At 38.3% G+C, this 19,220-nt stretch carries 15 protein-coding genes and 2 tRNA genes; 4 read left to right on the top strand and 13 right to left on the bottom strand.

Annotated features, from left to right (window positions below; all coding sequences use genetic code 11):
• Nucleotides 1-115 precede the first annotated feature (115 nt).
• The 9 genes from hisF to BM015_RS03905 all read right to left on the bottom strand — a co-directional run bounded on the left by hisF (nt 116) and on the right by BM015_RS03905 (nt 7,378).
• Complete coding sequence (gene hisF / locus BM015_RS03945; RefSeq protein ID WP_090654655.1) at nt 116-877, bottom strand: imidazole glycerol phosphate synthase subunit HisF; 762 nt, start codon at nt 875-877, stop codon at nt 116-118.
• Nucleotides 877-1,599: a 1-(5-phosphoribosyl)-5-[(5-phosphoribosylamino)methylideneamino]imidazole-4-carboxamide isomerase gene (gene hisA / locus BM015_RS03940; protein ID WP_245751206.1), complete on the bottom strand. Its 723-nt coding sequence runs from the start codon at nt 1,597-1,599 to the stop codon at nt 877-879. Before hisA ends, hisF begins: the two co-directional genes overlap by 1 nt.
• Complete coding sequence (gene hisH / locus BM015_RS03935; protein ID WP_090654653.1) at nt 1,596-2,177, bottom strand: imidazole glycerol phosphate synthase subunit HisH; 582 nt, start codon at nt 2,175-2,177, stop codon at nt 1,596-1,598. The genes hisA and hisH overlap by 4 nt, the downstream gene beginning before the upstream one ends.
• On the bottom strand, nt 2,177-3,094 hold the full coding sequence (gene hisB / locus BM015_RS03930; protein WP_090654650.1) for an imidazoleglycerol-phosphate dehydratase HisB: 918 nt from the start codon (nt 3,092-3,094) through the stop codon (nt 2,177-2,179). Before hisB ends, hisH begins: the two co-directional genes overlap by 1 nt.
• Nucleotides 3,094-4,146 carry a histidinol-phosphate transaminase gene (gene hisC, locus BM015_RS03925; RefSeq protein ID WP_090654648.1) on the bottom strand — a complete coding sequence of 351 codons (1,053 nt, stop codon included), beginning with the start codon at nt 4,144-4,146 and terminating at the stop codon, nt 3,094-3,096. The genes hisB and hisC overlap by 1 nt, the downstream gene beginning before the upstream one ends.
• A gap of 2 nt (nt 4,147-4,148) precedes the next feature.
• Entirely contained in the window at nt 4,149-5,426 is a 1,278-nt protein-coding gene (hisD, locus tag BM015_RS03920) for a histidinol dehydrogenase (RefSeq protein ID WP_317040512.1), read from the bottom strand.
• Nucleotides 5,423-6,283, bottom strand: coding sequence for an ATP phosphoribosyltransferase (gene hisG / locus BM015_RS03915; protein ID WP_090654646.1), 861 nt, complete (start codon nt 6,281-6,283; stop codon nt 5,423-5,425). Before hisG ends, hisD begins: the two co-directional genes overlap by 4 nt.
• Nucleotides 6,284-6,528: 245 nt before the next feature.
• Nucleotides 6,529-6,601: transfer RNA gene (locus BM015_RS03910), tRNA-Phe, on the bottom strand.
• 51 nt (nt 6,602-6,652) lie between these two features.
• Nucleotides 6,653-7,378, bottom strand: coding sequence for a 3'-5' exonuclease (locus BM015_RS03905; protein ID WP_218148419.1), 726 nt, complete (start codon nt 7,376-7,378; stop codon nt 6,653-6,655).
• Nucleotides 7,379-7,430: 52 nt separating this feature from the next.
• Here BM015_RS03905 and BM015_RS03900 point away from each other — a divergent pair, with 52 nt between their 5' ends.
• The 3 genes from BM015_RS03900 (at nt 7,431) to BM015_RS03890 (ending at nt 9,784) form a co-directional block, all read left to right on the top strand.
• Nucleotides 7,431-8,423 carry a hypothetical protein gene (locus BM015_RS03900; RefSeq protein WP_090654642.1) on the top strand — a complete coding sequence of 331 codons (993 nt, stop codon included), beginning with the start codon at nt 7,431-7,433 and terminating at the stop codon, nt 8,421-8,423.
• An 87-nt stretch (nt 8,424-8,510) separates the two neighbouring features.
• Complete coding sequence (locus BM015_RS03895) at nt 8,511-9,668, top strand: sensor histidine kinase (protein ID WP_090654640.1); 1,158 nt, start codon at nt 8,511-8,513, stop codon at nt 9,666-9,668.
• A 29-nt stretch (nt 9,669-9,697) separates the two neighbouring features.
• Nucleotides 9,698-9,784, top strand: a tRNA-Leu gene (locus tag BM015_RS03890).
• 39 nt (nt 9,785-9,823) lie between these two features.
• Here BM015_RS03890 and BM015_RS03885 read toward each other — a convergent pair.
• The 3 genes from BM015_RS03885 to BM015_RS03875 are packed head-to-tail and all read right to left on the bottom strand — an operon-like array spanning nt 9,824 to nt 17,035.
• Nucleotides 9,824-11,788: a DUF3857 domain-containing protein gene (locus BM015_RS03885; RefSeq protein ID WP_090654639.1), complete on the bottom strand. Its 1,965-nt coding sequence runs from the start codon at nt 11,786-11,788 to the stop codon at nt 9,824-9,826.
• Nucleotides 11,789-11,803: 15 nt separating this feature from the next.
• The gene (locus BM015_RS03880; RefSeq protein ID WP_090654637.1) at nt 11,804-13,732 is read right to left on the bottom strand and encodes a DUF3857 domain-containing transglutaminase family protein; all 1,929 of its coding nucleotides are present in this window, start codon (nt 13,730-13,732) and stop codon (nt 11,804-11,806) included.
• A gap of 12 nt (nt 13,733-13,744) precedes the next feature.
• The gene (locus BM015_RS03875; protein WP_090654635.1) at nt 13,745-17,035 is read right to left on the bottom strand and encodes a toxin-antitoxin system YwqK family antitoxin; all 3,291 of its coding nucleotides are present in this window, start codon (nt 17,033-17,035) and stop codon (nt 13,745-13,747) included.
• Between the two features lie 232 nt (nt 17,036-17,267).
• Here BM015_RS03875 and BM015_RS03870 point away from each other — a divergent pair, with 232 nt between their 5' ends.
• Nucleotides 17,268-18,230, top strand: a complete 963-nt coding sequence (locus BM015_RS03870) for a DUF3078 domain-containing protein (RefSeq protein WP_090654633.1) — start codon at nt 17,268-17,270, stop codon at nt 18,228-18,230.
• Between the two features lie 103 nt (nt 18,231-18,333).
• Here BM015_RS03870 and BM015_RS21800 read toward each other — a convergent pair whose 3' ends face one another.
• Complete coding sequence (locus BM015_RS21800) at nt 18,334-19,215, bottom strand: TraR/DksA family transcriptional regulator (RefSeq protein ID WP_245751204.1); 882 nt, start codon at nt 19,213-19,215, stop codon at nt 18,334-18,336.
• Between the last annotated feature and the right edge of the window lie 5 nt (nt 19,216-19,220).

Genomic DNA, 19,220 nt, shown 5'->3' with positions numbered 1-19,220 from the left:
ATGGCATCTTCGTTGTGTCACTCCCTTGTACTGCATAGTTTCATGGCAACAGGAAGCCTTTGTGCAACTTTGTGTTTCCGGGCCTTGGTGGTTAATGTTTTGAACCACCGGGCCACTAAGAAGCTATCCGCACATTTACACCTTCTTTTTTTAAAAACATCTTCAAATTGGGGATAGCTATTTCTTTATAATGAAATAAGCTTGCCGCCAATGCTGCATCTGCACCCGCTTCAAATACATCCGCAAAATGCTGCATACTGCCCGCACCACCACTCGCAATAACCGGGACTGATGAAAATGATTCTACTTCTTTTATTAATTCATTGGCAAAACCCTGTTTAGTCCCATCATGATTAATAGAAGTTAATAAAATTTCACCGGCTCCCAAATCAATCGCCTTTTTCAACCATTCAATTGCATTCATGGTAGTAGCAACACGGCCGCCATTTAAATATACAAACCAGGCATTATTTTCAAATTTTGCATCAACAGCAAGCACCGTGCATTGTGTACCGAATTGTTTAGCAATCTCTGTTATCAGCGCAGGCCTTTTTATAGCTGCCGTATTAATAGAAACCTTATCAGCGCCTGCATTCAGCAGAACGCTTACATCTTCCACTGACGATATGCCACCGCCAACAGTGAAAGGAATATTGATTGCTGCGGCTACTTTTGTAACAAGCTCCGCCAATGTTTTTCGCTTTTCATTAGTGGCGGTTATATCTAAAAAAACCAGCTCGTCAGCGCCCTGTTCTGCATATACAGCGGCCAGCTCAACGGCATCGCCCGCATCGCGGATGTTTACAAAATTTACGCCCTTTACAGTGCGCCCGTCTTTTACATCCAGGCAGGGAATTATTCTTTTTGTAAGCGGCATTATTGCAAATATTTTTTTAGCTGTGATAATTGAATTCTTCCTTCATACAACGCCTTGCCGATAATTGCACCTGAACAACCGATGGTATTTAGTTCATCCACATCTTCAATAACAGTAACCCCACCGCTTGCAATTAAATTCAGTTCAGAAAATTCAGCCAGTATCTTTTTATATAAATCAACAGATGCGCCCTGCAGCAAGCCATCTTTGGATATATCTGTGCAAAAAATATTGTTGATGCCTTTAATTATATAAGCACTTATATAATTAAAGATATTTATGTTGGCCGATTGCTGCCAGCCATGTATCATAATGTTTTCATCTTTTACATCAGCGCCCAATAAGATTTTTGAAGCGCCGAATCGTTTAATCCAGCCTTCAACAATTGCAGGTTGCTTTACTGCAATACTTCCGATGTTAAAGAAAGTTGCGCCGGCATTTAAAACAGTTTGCACATCGTTGGTGGTTTTAATGCCGCCGCCAAAATCTATTTTCAGTTTTGTAGCGTTAGCAACGGCTTCTAATGTTTTTATATTAACGATCCTGCTTTGTTTGGCGCCATCCAAATCAACTATATGCAAACGTTGTATGCCTGCATCTTCAAACATCTTCGCCACATCAACGGGCGATTCGTTGTATATTTTTTTTGTATCGTAATCGCCTTGCGAAAGCCTTACGCATTTCCCTTCTATAACATCTATTGCCGGAATGATTTCAATCATAGTTCAATAAAATTTTTCAGGATTTTTTCTCCGGCCTTACCAGATTTTTCAGGGTGAAACTGTGCTGCATAAAAATTATCTTTTTGTAAAGCCGCACTGTATTCCAAACCATAATTTGCTGTTGCCGCCGTATGCGCCGATTTCTCTACATAAAAGCTATGCACGAAGTACACATATTCCTGTTCATTCAATCCTTTAAACAATGGCTGCTGTAAATTGTAGATATTATTCCAGCCCATTTGCGGCACTTTAATATTGCCGGTAAATTTTTTCACCTGTTCATCAAATACGCCAATGCACTGCGTATTGCTTTCTTCGGAATGAGCGCACAATAACTGCATGCCCAGACAAATGCCCAAAAATGGTTGCTTACAGGTTTTAATTACCACATCTAAATTTCTTTCCCGCAAATAATCCATGGCAAAACCCGCGGCGCCAACGCCGGGAAAAATAATTTTATCAGCGCTTAAAATTTCTTCTGCATCATCTGTTACAACTGCATTAACGCCCAAACGCTGTAAACCAAATTCAACTGAGCAAACATTGCCTGCATTGTATTTTATAATTACAATTTTCATTATAATAAACCTTTCGTTGTAGGTAATGCATCGCTGTTTTCATTAACAGCAACTGCCATTTTTATTGCCTTTGCAAATGCTTTAAATATCGATTCAATTTTATGGTGTTCATTATCGCCTTCAGCTTTAATATTCAGATTGCATTTTGCCGCATCACTGAATGATTTAAAGAAGTGATAGAACATTTCTGTTGGCACATCACCCACATATTCCCGCTTAAACTGCACATCCCACACCAGCCATGCACGGCCGCCAAAATCAATGGCAACCTGGGCAAGGCAATCATCCATCGGCAATAAAAATCCATAACGTTCAATGCCGCGTTTATTCCCTAATGCTTTTGCTATTGCTTCACCCAAAGCAATAGCAGTATCTTCTATAGTATGATGCTCATCAATATGCAAATCACCATCTACTTTTAAATTTAAATCTATCAGGCTATGCTTTGATAATTGTTCAACCATGTGGTTGAAAAAATTCAGGCCCGTATCCACATGGTAAACGCCATTGCCATCGAGGTTCATTTGAATGGCAATTTTTGTTTCGTTAGTATTTCTTGTGTGTGTGATTTTTCTTGCATTCGATTTTAAATAATTGTAAATCTCATTCCAGTCTGAACAAGTCTTGGTGTCTTCTTTTGTTTTTATAATAAGCTGGTCGCTGATTTTCTCAATTAAATAATCATGCCCGGCAATGCTTTCCGGTTTGTTGATAATTTCAAATTGAAATTCACCGTTTAAAATATTAATGGCTTGTTGTATAGAAGGTTCATTCAGCAATGTGTCATCAATAATTAAAGAAAGATTGTAACCAGATTTTTGTATGCGATACAGGTTGCTGATTACGGCTTTTTCAAAAACTATAACATTATTAAATGTGCCAACAACTGAACTTATGTGGGCAAATATGTTTCTCATTATTTATAATTTTTTAAGGTAGTGATTAATACATCATTTTCTCCAGGCGTTCCAACAGTTATGCGCAGGCTGTTTTCACATAAAGGCTGGCTGCTGCGGTTTCTTACCACGATGGTTTTTGCAATAAGATATTGGTATAATTTTTTTGCATCATCCACTTTTACCAAAATGAAATTGGCATCGGACGGATAGATAGTTGTAATGAAATCGAATTGCTTAAATTCTTCAAGCAACCGCTCTCTCTGTTGAACCAATACATTGGTTTTTTCTTTTGCCTTTTGTTCATTTTGTAAAGCCTGCAAAGCCAGTTGCTGCGTGGCTTCGCTGATATTATACGGCGGTTTTATTTTATTGAATACATGGATAATTTCTTTTGAGGAGTATGCAAAACCTATTCTTAATCCTGCAAGGCCCCATGCTTTGGAAAGGGTTTGCAACACAACGAGGTTAGGAAACTCATTCAATCTTTGCGACCATGATTGAGTGCCTGTAAAATCAATATAAGCTTCATCCACAACCACAATGCCGTTAAAGTTCTTTAATAGCCATTCAATGCTTGCAGTGTTTAATAAATTTCCTGTTGGATTGTTGGGCGAACAAACGAAAATGATTTTGGTGTTATTATCTATACCTTCTTTTATTGCTTTAATATCTAATTGGTAGCTGTTTGTGAGCAAAACTTTATTGATTGCTATATCATTTATCTCAGCGCTTACTTCATACATACCATACGTTGGCGGAAAGATGAGGATGTTGTCAATACCGGGATTGCAAAACGCCCTTATTAATAAATCAATCGCTTCATCGCTTCCATTGCCAACGAAAATATTTTCAACAGGCACATTTTTTATTGCACAGAGTTTTTGTTTTAATTGCTTTTGCAAAGGGTCAGGATAGCGATGAAAGTTATTGCCAAGCGTTGAGCCCAAACTGTTTTCATTTGCATCTAAAAATATTTGCGCATCACCTTCAAACTCTGAGCGTGCAGAAGAATAAGGAACTAATTTTTTTACGTTGTTGCGAAGAATGCTATCCAAATTAAATTCAGTCATACTTAATTTTTTAAACGAACGTTCACTGCATTTGCATGTGCCTGCAAACCTTCAGCTTCAGCTAATGTTGTTACTGCTTTGTCAATATTTTGTAAACCCTGTTTTGTTAATTGCTGAAATGTAATCTTCTTATAAAAACTATCCAGCGAAACGCCGCTATAAGCTTTTGCAAAGCCATTTGTAGGTAAAGTATGATTGGTGCCGGAAGCATAATCGCCAACACTTTCCGGCGAATAATTGCCAATAAAAACAGAACCCGCATTGGTAATTTGTTCAGCGATAGCTTCAGCATTATTACAATTGATGATTAAATGTTCCGGTGCATATTCATTCATTAATTTAACCGCTTCATGCAGATCGTTTACCAAAATAGCTTTACTGTTTTGCAAAGCTTCAATAGCAATATCTTTTCTTGGCAAAGCTTTTAATTGCTCTTCCAAAGCCTGTATAGTTTTTGCAATGATGTTTTCATTATCAGCAACTAAAATTACCTGTGAATCTTTTCCATGTTCAGCCTGAGATAAAAGATCGGCGGCAATAAATTCAGGTTCAGCAAATTCATCAGCTATTACAGCAACTTCACTTGGCCCTGCAGGCATATCAATGGCCAGGCCTTCAGCATTCACCAGCATTTTTGCGCAGGTTATATATTGATTTCCCGGCCCGAAAATTTTATATACTTTATTAATTGTTTCAGTTCCGTAAGCCATTGCGGCAATAGCCTGTGCGCCGCCAATCTTATATATTTCAGTGATGCCAATTTGCTGCGCTGCATATAAAACGGCAGGATGAACCCAACCGTTTTTTTGCGGCGGTGTGCATAAAATAATTTCTTTGCAGCCGGCAAGTTTTGCCGGAACGCCCAGCATAATTAAAGTGGAAAACAATGGCGCAGTGCCACCCGGAATGTATAAACCAACCTTATCAATGGCAACACTTTTTCTCCAGCAAACAACGCCCGGCATGGTTTCAATTTTTTGAACCGGTTGTTTTTGTGCGGCATGAAAAGCGCTTACATTTTTTATAGAAAGCTGTATGGCTTCTCTCAGATAGTGGGGGATACTGTTAGCTGTTTGCCATTCTTCATCATCAATTAAAAAATTATCCAGCTCAATTTTATCAAACTGTTTTGTGTAATCTTTTAATGCTTTATCACCACGTTGTTTTACATCATTTAAAATATTTTGAACAATGTTTTTTACTGTTGTAAAATCCTGCGACGGACGTTTTAATAATGCATCCCAATCTTCTTTTTTTGGATATTGTATTACCTGCATCATAAAACCATTTTTTCGATTGGTATAATTAAAATGCCTTCAGCGCCATTATCTTTTAAGCTTTCAATAATGTTCCAGAAATCATCTTCCTGCACCACGGAATGCAGTGAGCTCCATCCTTCAATACCCAATGGTAAAATGGTGGGGCTTTTCATGCCGGGTATAAGGCTGCAGATTATATCCAGCTTATCGTTTGGCGCATTTAATAAAATGTATTTATTCTTCTTTGCTTTTTTTACGGCTTGTATCCTGAATAATAATTTTTTAAGCAACAATTGTTTTTCAGAGGAAAGATCTTTGTTGCCAATAAGCGCCGCCTGGGAATTCAATACCACTTCGGTTTCTTTCAAGCCATTTGAAAACAGGGTGCTGCCGCTGCTTACCAAATCACATATTGCATCTGCCAAACCCACGCCCGGCGTGATTTCTACTGATCCGCTTATTTCATGTATCTCTGCAGTCACCTTATTCTTATCTAAAAAACTTTGCAATAAAAAAGGATAAGTTGTAGCAATGCGTTTACCATTCAGAAATTGCGCATCAGCATAATTTTCATTACGCGGAACAGCAACAGATAAGCGGCATTTGCCAAAGCCAAGCTTCTCAATAATCTCAACATTTTTATTGGTTTCATATACGATGTTCTCGCCAACGATACCAATATCTGCAACGCCATCTTCAACATATTGTGGAATATCGTCGTCCCGCAAAAACAAAATCTGCATGGGAAAATTAATGGCTTCATTCAGCAGTTTGTTCATGCCGTTTTGCAGTTCAATACCGCATTCTTTCAGGATTTTTACAGAATCATCATACAGCCTTCCAGATTTCTGCAGGGCTATTTTCAGTTTTGTTTCCATTATTTTAAAATAAAAAAGGCCTACGTTTAAGTAAGCCTTTTGTTTGAAATGTTTTTATTGTTACATACAATCATTACAGCTTACCATGCTTTGGTAAAATGATGATGATGTGTATGTGTGTTATAGTTCATAATTGAGGCGCAAAAATAATAACTCCGTTTAATTGAACAAGTTTTTTTTGAGTGGTTATAGTAAACAAAAAGCTTCAATTAATTGGGGGAACAATATAATTGAAGCTTTTACTGTGGTGTGGGGCGGGATCGAACCGCCGACACAAGGATTTTCAGTCCTTTGCTCTACCGACTGAGCTACCGCACCAGAGGGCTGCAAATATAGGAGGTTTTTATAAATACAAACAACCTGTTGCAACTATTTTATTATCTGGATATTTTCTTTCTTCAACAAAGGCTGGTTTTTGAAGCGGAGAATAATATTGGCTACTACAATTACATCTTTTTCACAATAGGTAGCTATGCGTTGTATGTCCTTATGCTCGTAATATACTTCCCTTACTTTACTTCCATCTATATCGTCTTTAGATGATGGCACATTCAAAATAGTAGCCAGCAGGTTAAGTGAAATATAATTTTTATAATCACCGAATTTCCACCACTGCAGTGTATCGATCATTTCAATTTCCCAGGGTTTGGCAGCATGCAACTGCAAATAAGGCGGCAGGGGAATATTATTAATCAGCATGCGCCGGCATATATACGGTATATCAAACTCACGTATATTATGGCCGCCGAATACAATGTGCTTTTTGCTTTTAAAAAAACCGTCAGTTATTTTTAAAAAATTTTGCAAAATTTCTGCTTCTTCTTCGCAGCAAACACTTTTAACTTTAAAGCAAACCTCGTTGTTTTCATCTTCATAAAAATAACCCGCTGATATACAGATTATTTTTCCAAACTCAGCCATAATGCCCGCTCTCAGCAAATAGCTTTCATCAAGCGTAAGGCTTTCTGGCACGGTTTTGGAAATTTTGTCGCCCCAAAGTAATTTCAGTTCATCCGGAAGCATTTCAAACCTTTCATAGCATGGCACAGTTTCTATATCGAGCAATAAAAGGTTTGATAAGGGAAAAGTATTCAAAACATAGTTTTTTCAATATTACTAAATTAGCCTTACAATTAAACCATAAAATATGAGTTACAGCAATTATCCTTCTTCTACATCCGAGAATCAGCCGGCTAACCAGCCGAAAGATAACCGTAAGCTGATCTTCGGCATTTTAATAGCCGCTTTGGTTGGTACCTGGGGTTATATTATTTATGATAAGAGCCAGTCAAGCAAAAAAATTGATCAGCTTACTGTTCAATATACCGCCGCCGATTCATCCCGCAGCGCGGTTGAAGCAGAATATAATGATGCTTTATCAAGAATGGATTCATTAACCGGTTCCAATGCAAAACTTTCAGGTGAATTGGCAGATCGGAAAACGGAGATTGAAAGCCTTAAATCGCAGATTAAAAATGAATTGGGCAAAAAGAATGCAGATTTAAGCAAAGCCAGGTCGATGATTAAAGAATTAAATGGAAAGATCACCGATTTACTGGCACAGGTAGAGCAGTTGAAACAGGAAAATCAAACATTGACTGTTGCCAATGCAGATTTGAGCACGCAGCGCGATACGCTTACTGCTCAGAAAACAAGAGTTGAACAAGACCTCTCTACCACGCAGGCTGCAAAAGCACAGGTGGAAGATGTTGGTTCCACATTGCATGCAAGCAATATCAATATTGCAGCTATTAATGTAAAAGGCAGCGGTAAAGAAAAAACGACAGAAACCGCAAAACGCGCAGATCTTTTCAGAATAACATTTGATCTTGATGAAAACCGCATTGCACCAAGCGGCGAAAAAGAATTGTTTGTATGTGTTACAGGCCCGGATGGCCATCCAATTACAGTGCCTGCTAATGGCAGCGGTACCTTTACAACAAGGGAAGATGGTGATAAAGTGTTTACCAATAAAATGACAGTGAATTACGAGCAGGGCAAACGCATGCCGGTAAGTTTTGACTGGAAACCGGAGTCAGGAAAATATCAAACCGGCAGTTACAAAATTGAAATTTATCAAAACGGTTATAAAATAGGACAAGGAACAAAAGAACTTAAGAAAGGCGGCCTGTTCAGTTAAAAAGCGTGTTTTTATAATGTCTCAGCAAAAATCCCGCAATCATTACTGCGGGATTTTTTATTTGCACCCGTTTATATATTTTAGAGCATGATTCAGCAATGGCTTAATGGCAAAACACTGTTATTTCTTATAGCAGCGGCTATTGTTACAGGCACTATATTTTATTCATCTTACCTGGCTAAAAAAATAGCAGCAGATGAAAAGAAGAAAGTAGAAATATGGGTGGAAGCGCAGCATACTATATTAAATGTTACAGATGAAGTTAACCTTAATCTTGCTGCCAGGATTTCTTCGGAAAACACCGAAATACCTATTATTGAAACCAATGAAAACGACAGCATTAATGCAGGCAACTGTGTAAACCTCAATTCAGCAAAAATTAAATCAGACCCAAATTATCTGAAGAAGAAATTAGTTGAGTTTAAAAAAGATCATGAGCCTATAATTATAACTCTTTCCGAAAAACCTTACAAGGCCAATAAATATTATTATGGCCAAAGTGTTTTGCAAAAAGAGGTGAGGTATTATCCTGTTGTTCAGCTAATCATCGTAGGGCTTTTTCTTATAGTGATAATAATTGCGCAGCACACATCATATAGGAGCACGCAAAACCAGGTATGGGCAGGCATGGCTAAGGAAACGGCGCATCAGTTGGGAACACCCGTTTCAAGCCTTAAAGGCTGGGTGGAAGTTTTGAAGGAAACGCCCGGAACGGAAAAATTCAGCGCAGAAATAGAGAAAGATATAAACCGGCTTGAACTTATAACAGACCGTTTTGGCAAAATAGGCAGCCATCCTCATCTTGAAGAAAAAAATATTGTGGAGCAAGTCAGCAATATGATGGATTATATAAAACGAAGGGCAGGAGGCAAGGTAAATATGAGCTTAAATGCCGGTGGGGAAAAAGATATTCCGGCTATGATATCGCCGCCGTTGTTCGACTGGGTAATTGAAAACCTGCTAAAAAATGCTTTGGATGCTATTGAAGGCAAAGGCTCGGTTGAAGTGTATATAAAAGATACGGTATCACAGGTTTTAATTGATGTAACGGACACCGGTAAGGGCATTTCAAAAAACAATATTGCAAAGGTTTTCAATCCCGGCTTTACTACAAAGAAACGAGGATGGGGGCTTGGGTTAACACTGAGTAAACGCATAATTGAACAATATCACAAAGGCGCTTTGTTTGTAAAACACAGCGAACCGGGTAAAGGCACAACTTTTAGGATAGAACTGAATAAATAATTTATTTTCCCCCTACATTTGCAGGCCATGCCCAGGTGGTGAAATTGGTAGACACGCTACTTTGAGGTGGTAGTGCCTTAACGGGCTTGCTGGTTCGAATCCAGTCTTGGGCACCAAAAAGCAATCTGAAAAGGTTGCTTTTTTTATTTAACAATCTATTTTTTCTCAAGAACAAGCACCACTTTATTAAAATCCGCAGAAGCATTAATAACCTTTTTATAATCTTCAAACTCTGATAAAGGGTACTTTATTTTGCGATAGGTTTCATTGATTGAGATCGTTATTGTATTACCATTTTCTGAATAGCTGCTTGTAAAACCCATTGTTGTTTCACCGCCTTCCTTATGTTCTGTATTTATATTTATATCATCGGGGTTTTTTACCCTGTACCCATCCGGAACATGCAACACAATCTTCCTGTTTAATATATGAGGATAAGGCAATTCAACCGGTAACTGCCTTGGTTTCTCCTGGTACATTTGTTCCTGCGGGCCAATTACAGTACCTATTTTAAACAGGATTTTATTGCCGGCGCGTTCAATCATTTCAGGGTTTTTTACAAGCGCACTTATTATGAGTGGCTTGTTGTCAAAATAATCTGTAAGTGCAGTATTTTCAATTTTTATGTTTGAAATATTATCGGTTCCTATAAAACTTTTTATGATTTCCTTATTTACTTCATCCTGCTTATCCGGCGTAAGAAATGTATAAATGGGCCTGTATCCTACCGCTCCATAACCTTTAAAAATCTGATCTAACTGGATGATAGCGGTGTCCAGGTCCGCATTAAAATGAATATCAGCTTCAAGGTTATGCGCATGCTGATCAAAAGGCTCTATTGATATTTTGCGAAAGCTGCCAATAGCTGTTTTATAATCACCGATAAGCGTTCCTTTTAAGAACAACCCGTTTGTTTCCGTGAACTCATAAGGAATATATGGATAACGCAAATCCGGCCTGCCGGGAGATATAAACTTCCCGGTGGAAGGAAAGAAAAAAAGAATGTCATTGATACGATTCCAGTTTTCCAATTCGGGATCAATGGTATAACCTGTTCTTGTACCGGGAAAAACCACCTGGTAGTTAATTCCAAGCTTATCAAAAATGCCGCAGAATAATTTTGCAGCGCCATCCACATTTGCTGTTTTATTTTTTATAAGCCATTCAATGTTGCCGGCATCATCACCAATGGCATCTTTATCAATATTGATATTTGTTTTTATATAATCTTCAATAGCAAGAATTTTTTGTGCATCATCATTATTACCCGGCATTTTTATTTTAGCTGTGAATGCATCCAATACCTTTTCTTCTTTTGAAGTGCGGGTAGTATAATATTCGTAAGCCTTCTTTGCATATTCCTTCCATGTATATAATCTTACGGAAGCACTTTTATCAATATTATAGCTAAGCTTATAATCCACTCTTTGCAGGTAAGGTTCTGCCTGAACGTATTTTACATCATCAATTTCATCAAGGTTACTGCTGTATCCTGCAATTATGCGCTTTTCATTTATAACAGAATCTTTGCTCACATTAAAACCATTATAACCTTTTGCATCAAACTTTAAATAAGCCGGCGTTACAAGCAAAAATTTTGCATGCAGGTAAGGCATTGTTGTACGTTGAAAAACTTCGCTTCCAAAAAGGCTTAGCGGGCGTTTTATGGCATATTCATATTCCACTTCGCAACCTGGTTCCAGTCCTTCAAATGCAAACAATTTATACTGTTGTCCATCTTCTGTTAGTTCTTTAATTTTTGTTGTATCGAGATTGATAACTTTTCCATTGGGCAGTATCGTTCTTGCCTGTATATGCTCAATTGCAGAGCCTGCATACATGGGTATATAAATTTTGTTGAAACGTTCAACGCCGTTATCATTTGTAAGCTTTACAATAAAGTGATTATAATCATTAATAACCACACCAGCTTTTTCGTTGTAATATTCTATTTTTCTTTCATCGAGAATACCTGCGGCGCTTGCCGAATCATAAGGCTTTTTTATTTCGTGAAGCACTGGTTTTTTATTCCAGGTATTATTTAAACTATAATCAAAAGTTTGGGCAGAAAGTATAGCTGTGGCTAATACTAAAGTGGTTGTAACAAAAAATTTTCTCATAACAGAAAGCAATATTTATTTCTTTTTTTCAAGCACTACTTCTTCTTTATACTGGCTGAAAAGTTGTTTTAATGAATTGTTCCAGGTTGCAAAACCTTTAGGCTGCAGCATTAAAAAGTTTTGACGCAACTCCTGCAGGGCAATTACCTTTCCATTCTCCTGTGAATATTTTATGCTGAAGCCGAGGATGTCGTTGTCAATGCTGTAGTTTTTCGGCATATAGCTCACAGTATAAGATTCAGGCACATCAAGAATGGTGTATTGTTTAATTATATATTTAAATTCATTCTCAACCGGAACCCTTCGTTTTGCTGTGTCTATTATTTGGTTCACAAAAAGCTTTTCAAGGTTCAGGTTTATATAAAGTTCATCTGCAATCTTTTTTCCATAATCAGGCACTTCAAATCCGGCTTTTATGTTTACCCGTTTATCGGCATTGCTTAATTTATTGATAGCATAATCGCCCATAATAAATTTATTGCTTGCCTTGCCCATCCGGTATTTCACGTAATCGCGTGTTTGTTTGGCATCGCTAAACATTAAACGGTTATAAACGTCTGCGCCCCAATACCCGTTGTAATAAACGCTTGAACGGCCTTTAATGCCATTGTCAGTAACAGAAATATAAGTGCTGTCGATAAGTGTATTTTTTTCGGCGCTTACTTCCGGCACTCTTTCAACTTTATAGTTATCCTTTGAAATTGCAATCAGTGCCTGTTTACCCTGTATGGCAGAACTGGGCAGGCCAAAAATACAGTTGGGGTCTGTTGCGTCAAGAAATATCCATTCGTTATCGAGCTTAAGCGAAGCAATCATGTGGTTATCGGTGATGGGCAGGGAAACGGATGTATAATCATACGGTATATCTCTCGTGCCAATCCATGTGAAATAAGCATCTAAACCCTCAAGCTGTAAAAGTGATGTAAGAATGCTGGCCATGTCTTTACAATCGCCAAAACGACGGTTACAAACGTCAATGGCACGGCGTGGCACAAAGCCTTCGAGGCCATCTTCAAAGGCAATATATTTTATGTTGCCCTGCACCCATTGATAAATATTTGCAGCTTTTTCAGCGGGCGAATTACAACCGGCGGTAAGGCTGTCGGCAAGTTTCTTTAAGTAAGGTTCTCTGGTATTGTCGAGCTTGTTTATAAAACCATAGTTCCATTTATATAAATCGTCAAGGCTGCCAAGGTAATTTATGCGCCCGCCATTTTCATTCTCATAAGACACAATTTGTATAATAACATGCGGCGCATAATAAGCAGCAGAAGGTGCACCATCAAAGCCCGCATAAGCATCAACGTTATTTGCCCTGAATATGTAACTGTGCTCTTTGCCTTTGGTGTCTTCAGTTACATGCACCAGGTTATCATCATTATTCATAATGGTGTATTTAACCTGCATGGTTGCGGGAAAAGTAACAATAAACTTTTCGTTGACAACAGGCATATAAGAGACAAAATAGAACGGTGACAGCAGGTGTGGATCCTTATGCGCCTGTGTATAGGTTACGTAACCAACCGCTCCTTTTATCATTGATGGAAGATCAAAGGTTGATTGTTTGGCATCATCGTAAAAAACACTGCTGCTTCTTGAACTTTCCGTTTTTATATCAGTTACTTTAAGCTTATTGTATCTTTTTCCATCTGGTACTTTTGTATAAGCTTCAAGCGACGTTAATTCATTATACGAGCTGCTGAAAACATACTGCCTGTTATAAAGGCCATTGGCTTTATCGTCCAGTGCAAGAATTTCCTGCCCGGTTTTGCTTTGCGCAAAAGGTTCGCCGTTTTTTAAGCTGATGGTTATTGTCTTTGTAAAATTTTGAATTACCGCCTGGTTATTCGGATATTTTGCAGCTATTGCATCAAACGACTGCGCGTATAAATTACAGCCCAGCATAAGCAGCATGCCTGTATAAAATATTTTCAACTTTCTCATAAGCCTTGTTCTTTATTGCTTGTTCACGCTTAGCAAAACGCCAAAATAATAAGTTCTTGTTTCCGTAAGCTTGCCGGTTTCATTGTAATATTTGCTAGCGCCATTTTCTTCTCCTTCATAAAAACTGCGCTCTGATTTTAAATTACCATTTGCATAAAATTCTTTTATTATGCCATGAAAATTATCGTACACATAATTTTCTTCTTTGGAAATTTTGCCATCTTCAAAAAATGTTTTGGCAACGCCGTTATTATAACCGTACACTCTTTCATATTGTGAAAAAAGCTGCCCGTTGCTGAAGTAAATTTTTTGCGGGCCATTGGATGTGCTGCTCTCATAATTTAGCTCTGCACTTTTATTGCCATTGGGATAATAGGCTGTAATAGCCGCAGTTCCATTTTTTACAGCTACAGGCCCTACCTGTTTTCCATCTTTGCTTAAATAAGAATAACTAACAAGCCCGTCTTTATGAAAGTTTAATATTACGGCCACCTCGTTATTCTTGCCGTAGATAACAGTTAATCCTTCAAGCATATCGTTTTTGTAATTAAACTCTGCTTTTTTATTGCCGTTTTCGTGGTAAGAAACCGATGTGCCATTCAGCTTTCCCTGGTCAAAAACCTGAACATAATATAGCTTGCCATTATCATCATAAAACTTCCACTTGCCTGTTTTCTTATCTAATTTGAATTGGCCTTCCTGCGAAAGTGTGCCGCCATAATTATAAGCTTTATAGATGCTGTCTGCAAGGCCGTTTTTATAATATCTTACACTTAGCGGCGAGCCATCAAAATAAAATGATTCGTATTTGCCCTGCGTGAGATAGTTGTTATAGGAAACCCGTATATAATCTTTTCCGTTCAAATGTTTGAAAACAAATTTTCCTTTGCCTGTCGGAAAATTTGATTCGGAAAGTATGTTGCCTACGGTGTCAAACTGAGTGGTTTTAATCAACCAGCCTGTGCGGTACTTTTCTTCATATAATTTTTTACCATTGGGCGCATAGTAAGTGCTATATCCATCCTGCTCATCATTGAGATAATATATTGACGAAGTAAGGGTATTAAAAAGATTGAAGGTTTGATGTTCGCCCTGCTTTTTTCCTTCAGCAAAATTGCCTGCATATCTTAAGCCGCCGTTTATATGATAGGCTAATAAAAGGCCATTTTCCTGGTCGTTTGTAAAATTTACTTTTTCTGAAATATTGCCATTAGCGTAATAAATGATACGTTCACCTTCACGCAGGCCCGACTTGAAATTTATTTCGGATTGTATTTTGCCTGATTTAAAATAGTAGGTTGATTTACCATCTGCATCGCCATCTTTATTATAAAAGCCATCGGTGGCCTTGCTGCCATCTGCATTATAAAAGCTAAGATTGCCGGCGCCTTTCCGCGTAGTGGAAGTGCTGATAACCTGGCCTGATTTATCAAAATAGGTGAGCTCTCTTAACTTGCCTTTTTCATATACTGCCTCGCCATATTTTATGCCGTCTTCATCAAAGTTTTCTTCTTTGCCATTTATTTTGCCGGCAGCATATTGAATAACCTGTGATGGCTTTCCATTTTCATGGTACGTTTTATATATACCATCAATTAAACCATCCACATACGTATATTCTGCCTTTAACGATTTTGAGTCGTAATATTCTTTCCAGTTGCCGGTAGCTTTATCATCAGCATAACTGCCTTCCACATCAGCAATACCATTTTCACTGAAATGTTTATAAGCGCCGTTTAGTTTTCCTGCTGAATAATTTTTGATTACTTCAGGCTTGCCATTTTTATAATAGAAAGTGAGCGGCCCTTCCAGTTCATCATCTTTATAATTGGCAACATAATAAAGAAAACCATTGTAAGTATATGACCTGGCTTCGCCGTTCAACTGATTATTTTTATAATGCTCAATCATTTTAGGCAGGCCATTGAAGAAATAACTTTTCGATTCACTATTTAAATTATCCCCGGCATAAAGATTTTCTCCCGATAAAATTCCGTTATCAAACCAGGTATAACTTTTTCCTTCAGCCTTACCGTTTTTGTAAGTTGATTTTTCTTTTACTGTACCATTATCATGGTAGAAAACCCAGTCGCCCTCTTTTTCTGAATTAATAAAATTCCCTTTTGATTTTAACCGGCCATTACCGTTAAAGAATTCCCAGGGGCCATTAAAAATATCATCAGAGCCATTATTCGTCCATTTGCCAACGCCTGTTAAGCTCGTTTCACCATAATAATATTTATTATCAGCTTTTATTCGCGCTGAATAATCTGGCAATTCTGTCCGCCTTATTAAATTGAGGTAGCTGATGGCAGAATCTGTCAATACGCCTATTTCTTTTTTGTGTTTATCGTTATAACTTTTTACTGATTTTATATCAAGCCCGCTGAATATATAATTGATGAATGCATTAAACTCTTCCCGTTTAAATACGCCTTCATAAAAGGGTACATAATATTGCATGCAAAACCCTTTATCTGTTGCCTCATACTCCAGTTTTTCGAGCAATACCTGCAGTTGCCGCACAATGGGGTCGTCCACATCTGCCAGTAATTTATATTTTTCATCAAGGGCAGCTTTGCTCAGCAATATTTCCTGCTGCAATTCAAAATTATCATCGTTGTATGTTGCTGCATGCGAAACAAAGCCGTTTATGTCGTCTGTTATTTTGGAGATAGCGTTTAAATAATTTACACACTTATTAATATACCTGTTTTCCGGGTTTATCAGCAGGCTGGTTGTAAAGCACAGCATTGCCTGGGGCAGCCTGCCCTGTTCAGTATAAATGGCACCAAGAAAATAATGCGACGATGAATGGTACGGATTGATAGTAACGGCTTTTTGAAAGCATTGCAATGCATCATTGCTTTTATCAGAATTATACAAAACAATGCCTTTATTAAACCATGTATAAAAATTGTATGGGTTAAGAGCTAAGGAACTGTCATAATATTGTACAGCTTCATTTCTTTTCCCTTCCGCATCGAGCACATTTGCCACAAGGCTATACCAGTCTTCCGCCTTTTCAGGAAAGAGCTTCATGCCTTGCCTGGCATAAGCAAGCCCTGCATTAAAATCGCTGTCGAGGTAACAGGCATAAGAAAGTTCATGCAAGATGCTGCTGTAGTTAGAATCGCTTATTGGCACAGTTTTATATAATGCAATAGCCTGTTTGTATTGCTTGTTGCTACTGAAACCGGCGGCCTTTTCTATTACGTCTGCGCTGTTAATTAATTGGGGGTGTTGTGCAAAAACAGCATTACAAAAACAAATGCAGGCAAAGACAACAGGATATTTCCTCATAACAAATGGTGGATTGAATTGGAGTTATTTAATCAGTTCTTTTGGTATATATAAGCGTTACAATTTCAGGTTGAGTAGAAGCAAATGTAGAGAATAAGTTTTGGATTCATATTATTTGGTTTAAACAGGCTTTGCATATTTTTACGCCGTTCAATAGAGAATGGCAAAACGCAGTTGTGCTGCTGAACTGATGCGCCCCAATGTTCTCTAATATTAACTTAAACAACAAATTATGAAGAAATTTCTTTTTGTTTTTTTTCTCCCTGCATTTTATACAGCCTTTTCGCAGGATGCAACTGTACAGGATTTGAAAACAGAATCATCCAAAACAATTACAAAAGATCCTAACGATACAATTCCTAAAATATGGAAAACGGGCGGCCTCATAAGTGTTAACCTTGCACAAGGCTCATTGAGCAACTGGGCTGCGGGCGGGGAGAAATTCTCATTATCACTGAACTCACTGTTAAGCGGTTTTGCATTTTATAAAAAAAATAAACATAGCTGGGACAATCTTGCAACCTGGAATATAGGCTATGTAAAAACTACTAGCCTTGGCACCCGTAAAAACGATGACCGCGTGGAATTTACATCTAAGTATGGCTATGCATTAAACCCAAAACTTAATCTTAGCGGCCTCTTTAATGTAAGAACGCAGTTTTTTAAAGGATATGATTATCCGGATGCGGATACAAAAAATTACACATCTAATTTCTTTGCACCGGCTTATGTATTATTAAGCCCCGGTTTTGATTATCATCCGGTAAAAAATCTTTCCATATTCGTATCGCCTGCCACTGCAAGATGGACCATCGTCAGGCCCGACAGCCTGCGGGCATTATATGGCGTTCCGGTTGACAAACCAGCAGATTTTCAGTTTGGTGCTTATGGCACTATTTCTTACGTCGCCAATCTTGGAAAAGCAGTAAGCTATACCGGCAAACTTGACCTGTTTTCTAACTACAGGCATAATCCTCAGAACGTTGATGTGTATATGACGAATCTGTTTGCCGCTAAAATTTCCAGGATATTGTCTGTTACCTATAGCCTTACCTTAATATACGATGATGACGTGCGCCAGTTTGGGCCGCATAATACCTCTGCCGGCTTACAGGTGCAGTCACTGTTCGGAGCTGGCCTAATGGTTAAGTTCGACAATTTTACGCCTAAGCCGCCCAAAGCTCCTGCGCCGTAAAGAATATTAAAAGATTACCGGTTTTATCTGGCCGGGTAACATAAATAAAGAGGCCGGTTGCAATTGCAACCGGCCTTCTTTTTATAATTTAAATGAGAAAATTTTATTCTCCTGCTTTTACCAAACCAAGCTTGGCTTCAAGGCTTAGAGTGGCATGTGGTACTGCGCGTAATCTTGCTTTATCAATTAATTTACCGGTTACACGGCAAATGCCGTAAGTTTTGTTTTCAATACGGATTAATGCCTTTTCGAGATGGTCGATATAAGTTATCTGGCGGCTTGCCATCTGGCTAAGTTGTTCACGCTCCATGCTTATACTGCCATCTTCCATAGTCATGTAGCGGTTTTCGCTTTCGTCGCCGCCCATATCGTCTTTACGGGTAATAAGGCCTTGTAAATAAGCCAGTTCTTTTTTTGCGGAATCCAGCTTGCGCTGAATTAATTCCCTAAACTCATTCAGTTCAGTATCGCTATAGCGAACAAGCGGTTCAGCCGATCTTACCGGCTCCTGCCGCTGTTCAAGCGATTTATAAGAAGGCTGATAAGGCACACTGGTTTTAGCGCTTATTTTAGGCAATTTCACTTCTTTTACCGGTTCCTGCTTCTTCGCTGCTTTTTTCTGAACCGGTTTTTCTTCTTGCTTCTTTTGCTTTGACATAGCTTTAATTTGTTTATGTTGCTTGCTGGCATCAGCTTTTGGCTGAGGCTTTGCCCCCGCTTTTTTTGCCGGCGCTGCAGCTTTCTTTATTGTTTTTACTGGTTTGGCTACAGGTTTCTTTGCAGATTTCTTATTGGAAACAGCAACCACCTTTGCCTTGGGTTTTGCCACCACAGCTTTAACCGTTTTTGCTGCTGCTGCCTTTTTAACAGCTTTTTTAGCTGCTTTGGGAGCAACTTTTTTAACGGGGCCGGCTTTTTTGCTGCCGGGCGATGTTTTTTTGGTTACAGCCTTAGCTGCTTTTTTAATTGTTTTTTTCTGTGGCATAGTTC

The organism is Parafilimonas terrae (assembly GCF_900115755.1).
GTDB lineage: Bacteria > Bacteroidota > Bacteroidia > Chitinophagales > Chitinophagaceae > Parafilimonas > Parafilimonas terrae.
Note: the sequence above shows the minus strand (reverse complement) of the source record. Positions and strands in the feature narration are given on the sequence as shown.

Excerpts from the sequence above, each read along its gene's own strand:
- BM015_RS03870 (WP_090654633.1), top strand. The coding sequence starts at position 17,268 with ATGAAGAAATTTCTTTTTGTTTTTTTTCTCCCTGCATTTTATACAGCC.
- hisD (WP_317040512.1), bottom strand. The coding sequence starts at position 5,426 with ATGATGCAGGTAATACAATATCCAAAAAAAGAAGATTGGGATGCATTA.
- BM015_RS03880 (WP_090654637.1), bottom strand. The coding sequence starts at position 13,732 with ATGAGAAAGTTGAAAATATTTTATACAGGCATGCTGCTTATGCTGGGC.
- hisC (WP_090654648.1), bottom strand. The coding sequence starts at position 4,146 with ATGACTGAATTTAATTTGGATAGCATTCTTCGCAACAACGTAAAAAAA.
- BM015_RS21800 (WP_245751204.1), bottom strand. The coding sequence starts at position 19,215 with ATGCCACAGAAAAAAACAATTAAAAAAGCAGCTAAGGCTGTAACCAAA.
- hisG (WP_090654646.1), bottom strand. The coding sequence starts at position 6,283 with ATGGAAACAAAACTGAAAATAGCCCTGCAGAAATCTGGAAGGCTGTAT.
- BM015_RS03900 (WP_090654642.1), top strand. The coding sequence starts at position 7,431 with ATGAGTTACAGCAATTATCCTTCTTCTACATCCGAGAATCAGCCGGCT.
- hisH (WP_090654653.1), bottom strand. The coding sequence starts at position 2,177 with ATGAAAATTGTAATTATAAAATACAATGCAGGCAATGTTTGCTCAGTT.
- BM015_RS03895 (WP_090654640.1), top strand. The coding sequence starts at position 8,511 with ATGATTCAGCAATGGCTTAATGGCAAAACACTGTTATTTCTTATAGCA.
- BM015_RS03875 (WP_090654635.1), bottom strand. The coding sequence starts at position 17,035 with ATGAGGAAATATCCTGTTGTCTTTGCCTGCATTTGTTTTTGTAATGCT.
- hisF (WP_090654655.1), bottom strand. The coding sequence starts at position 877 with ATGCCGCTTACAAAAAGAATAATTCCCTGCCTGGATGTAAAAGACGGG.
- BM015_RS03885 (WP_090654639.1), bottom strand. The coding sequence starts at position 11,788 with ATGAGAAAATTTTTTGTTACAACCACTTTAGTATTAGCCACAGCTATA.
- hisB (WP_090654650.1), bottom strand. The coding sequence starts at position 3,094 with ATGAGAAACATATTTGCCCACATAAGTTCAGTTGTTGGCACATTTAAT.
- hisA (WP_245751206.1), bottom strand. The coding sequence starts at position 1,599 with ATGATTGAAATCATTCCGGCAATAGATGTTATAGAAGGGAAATGCGTA.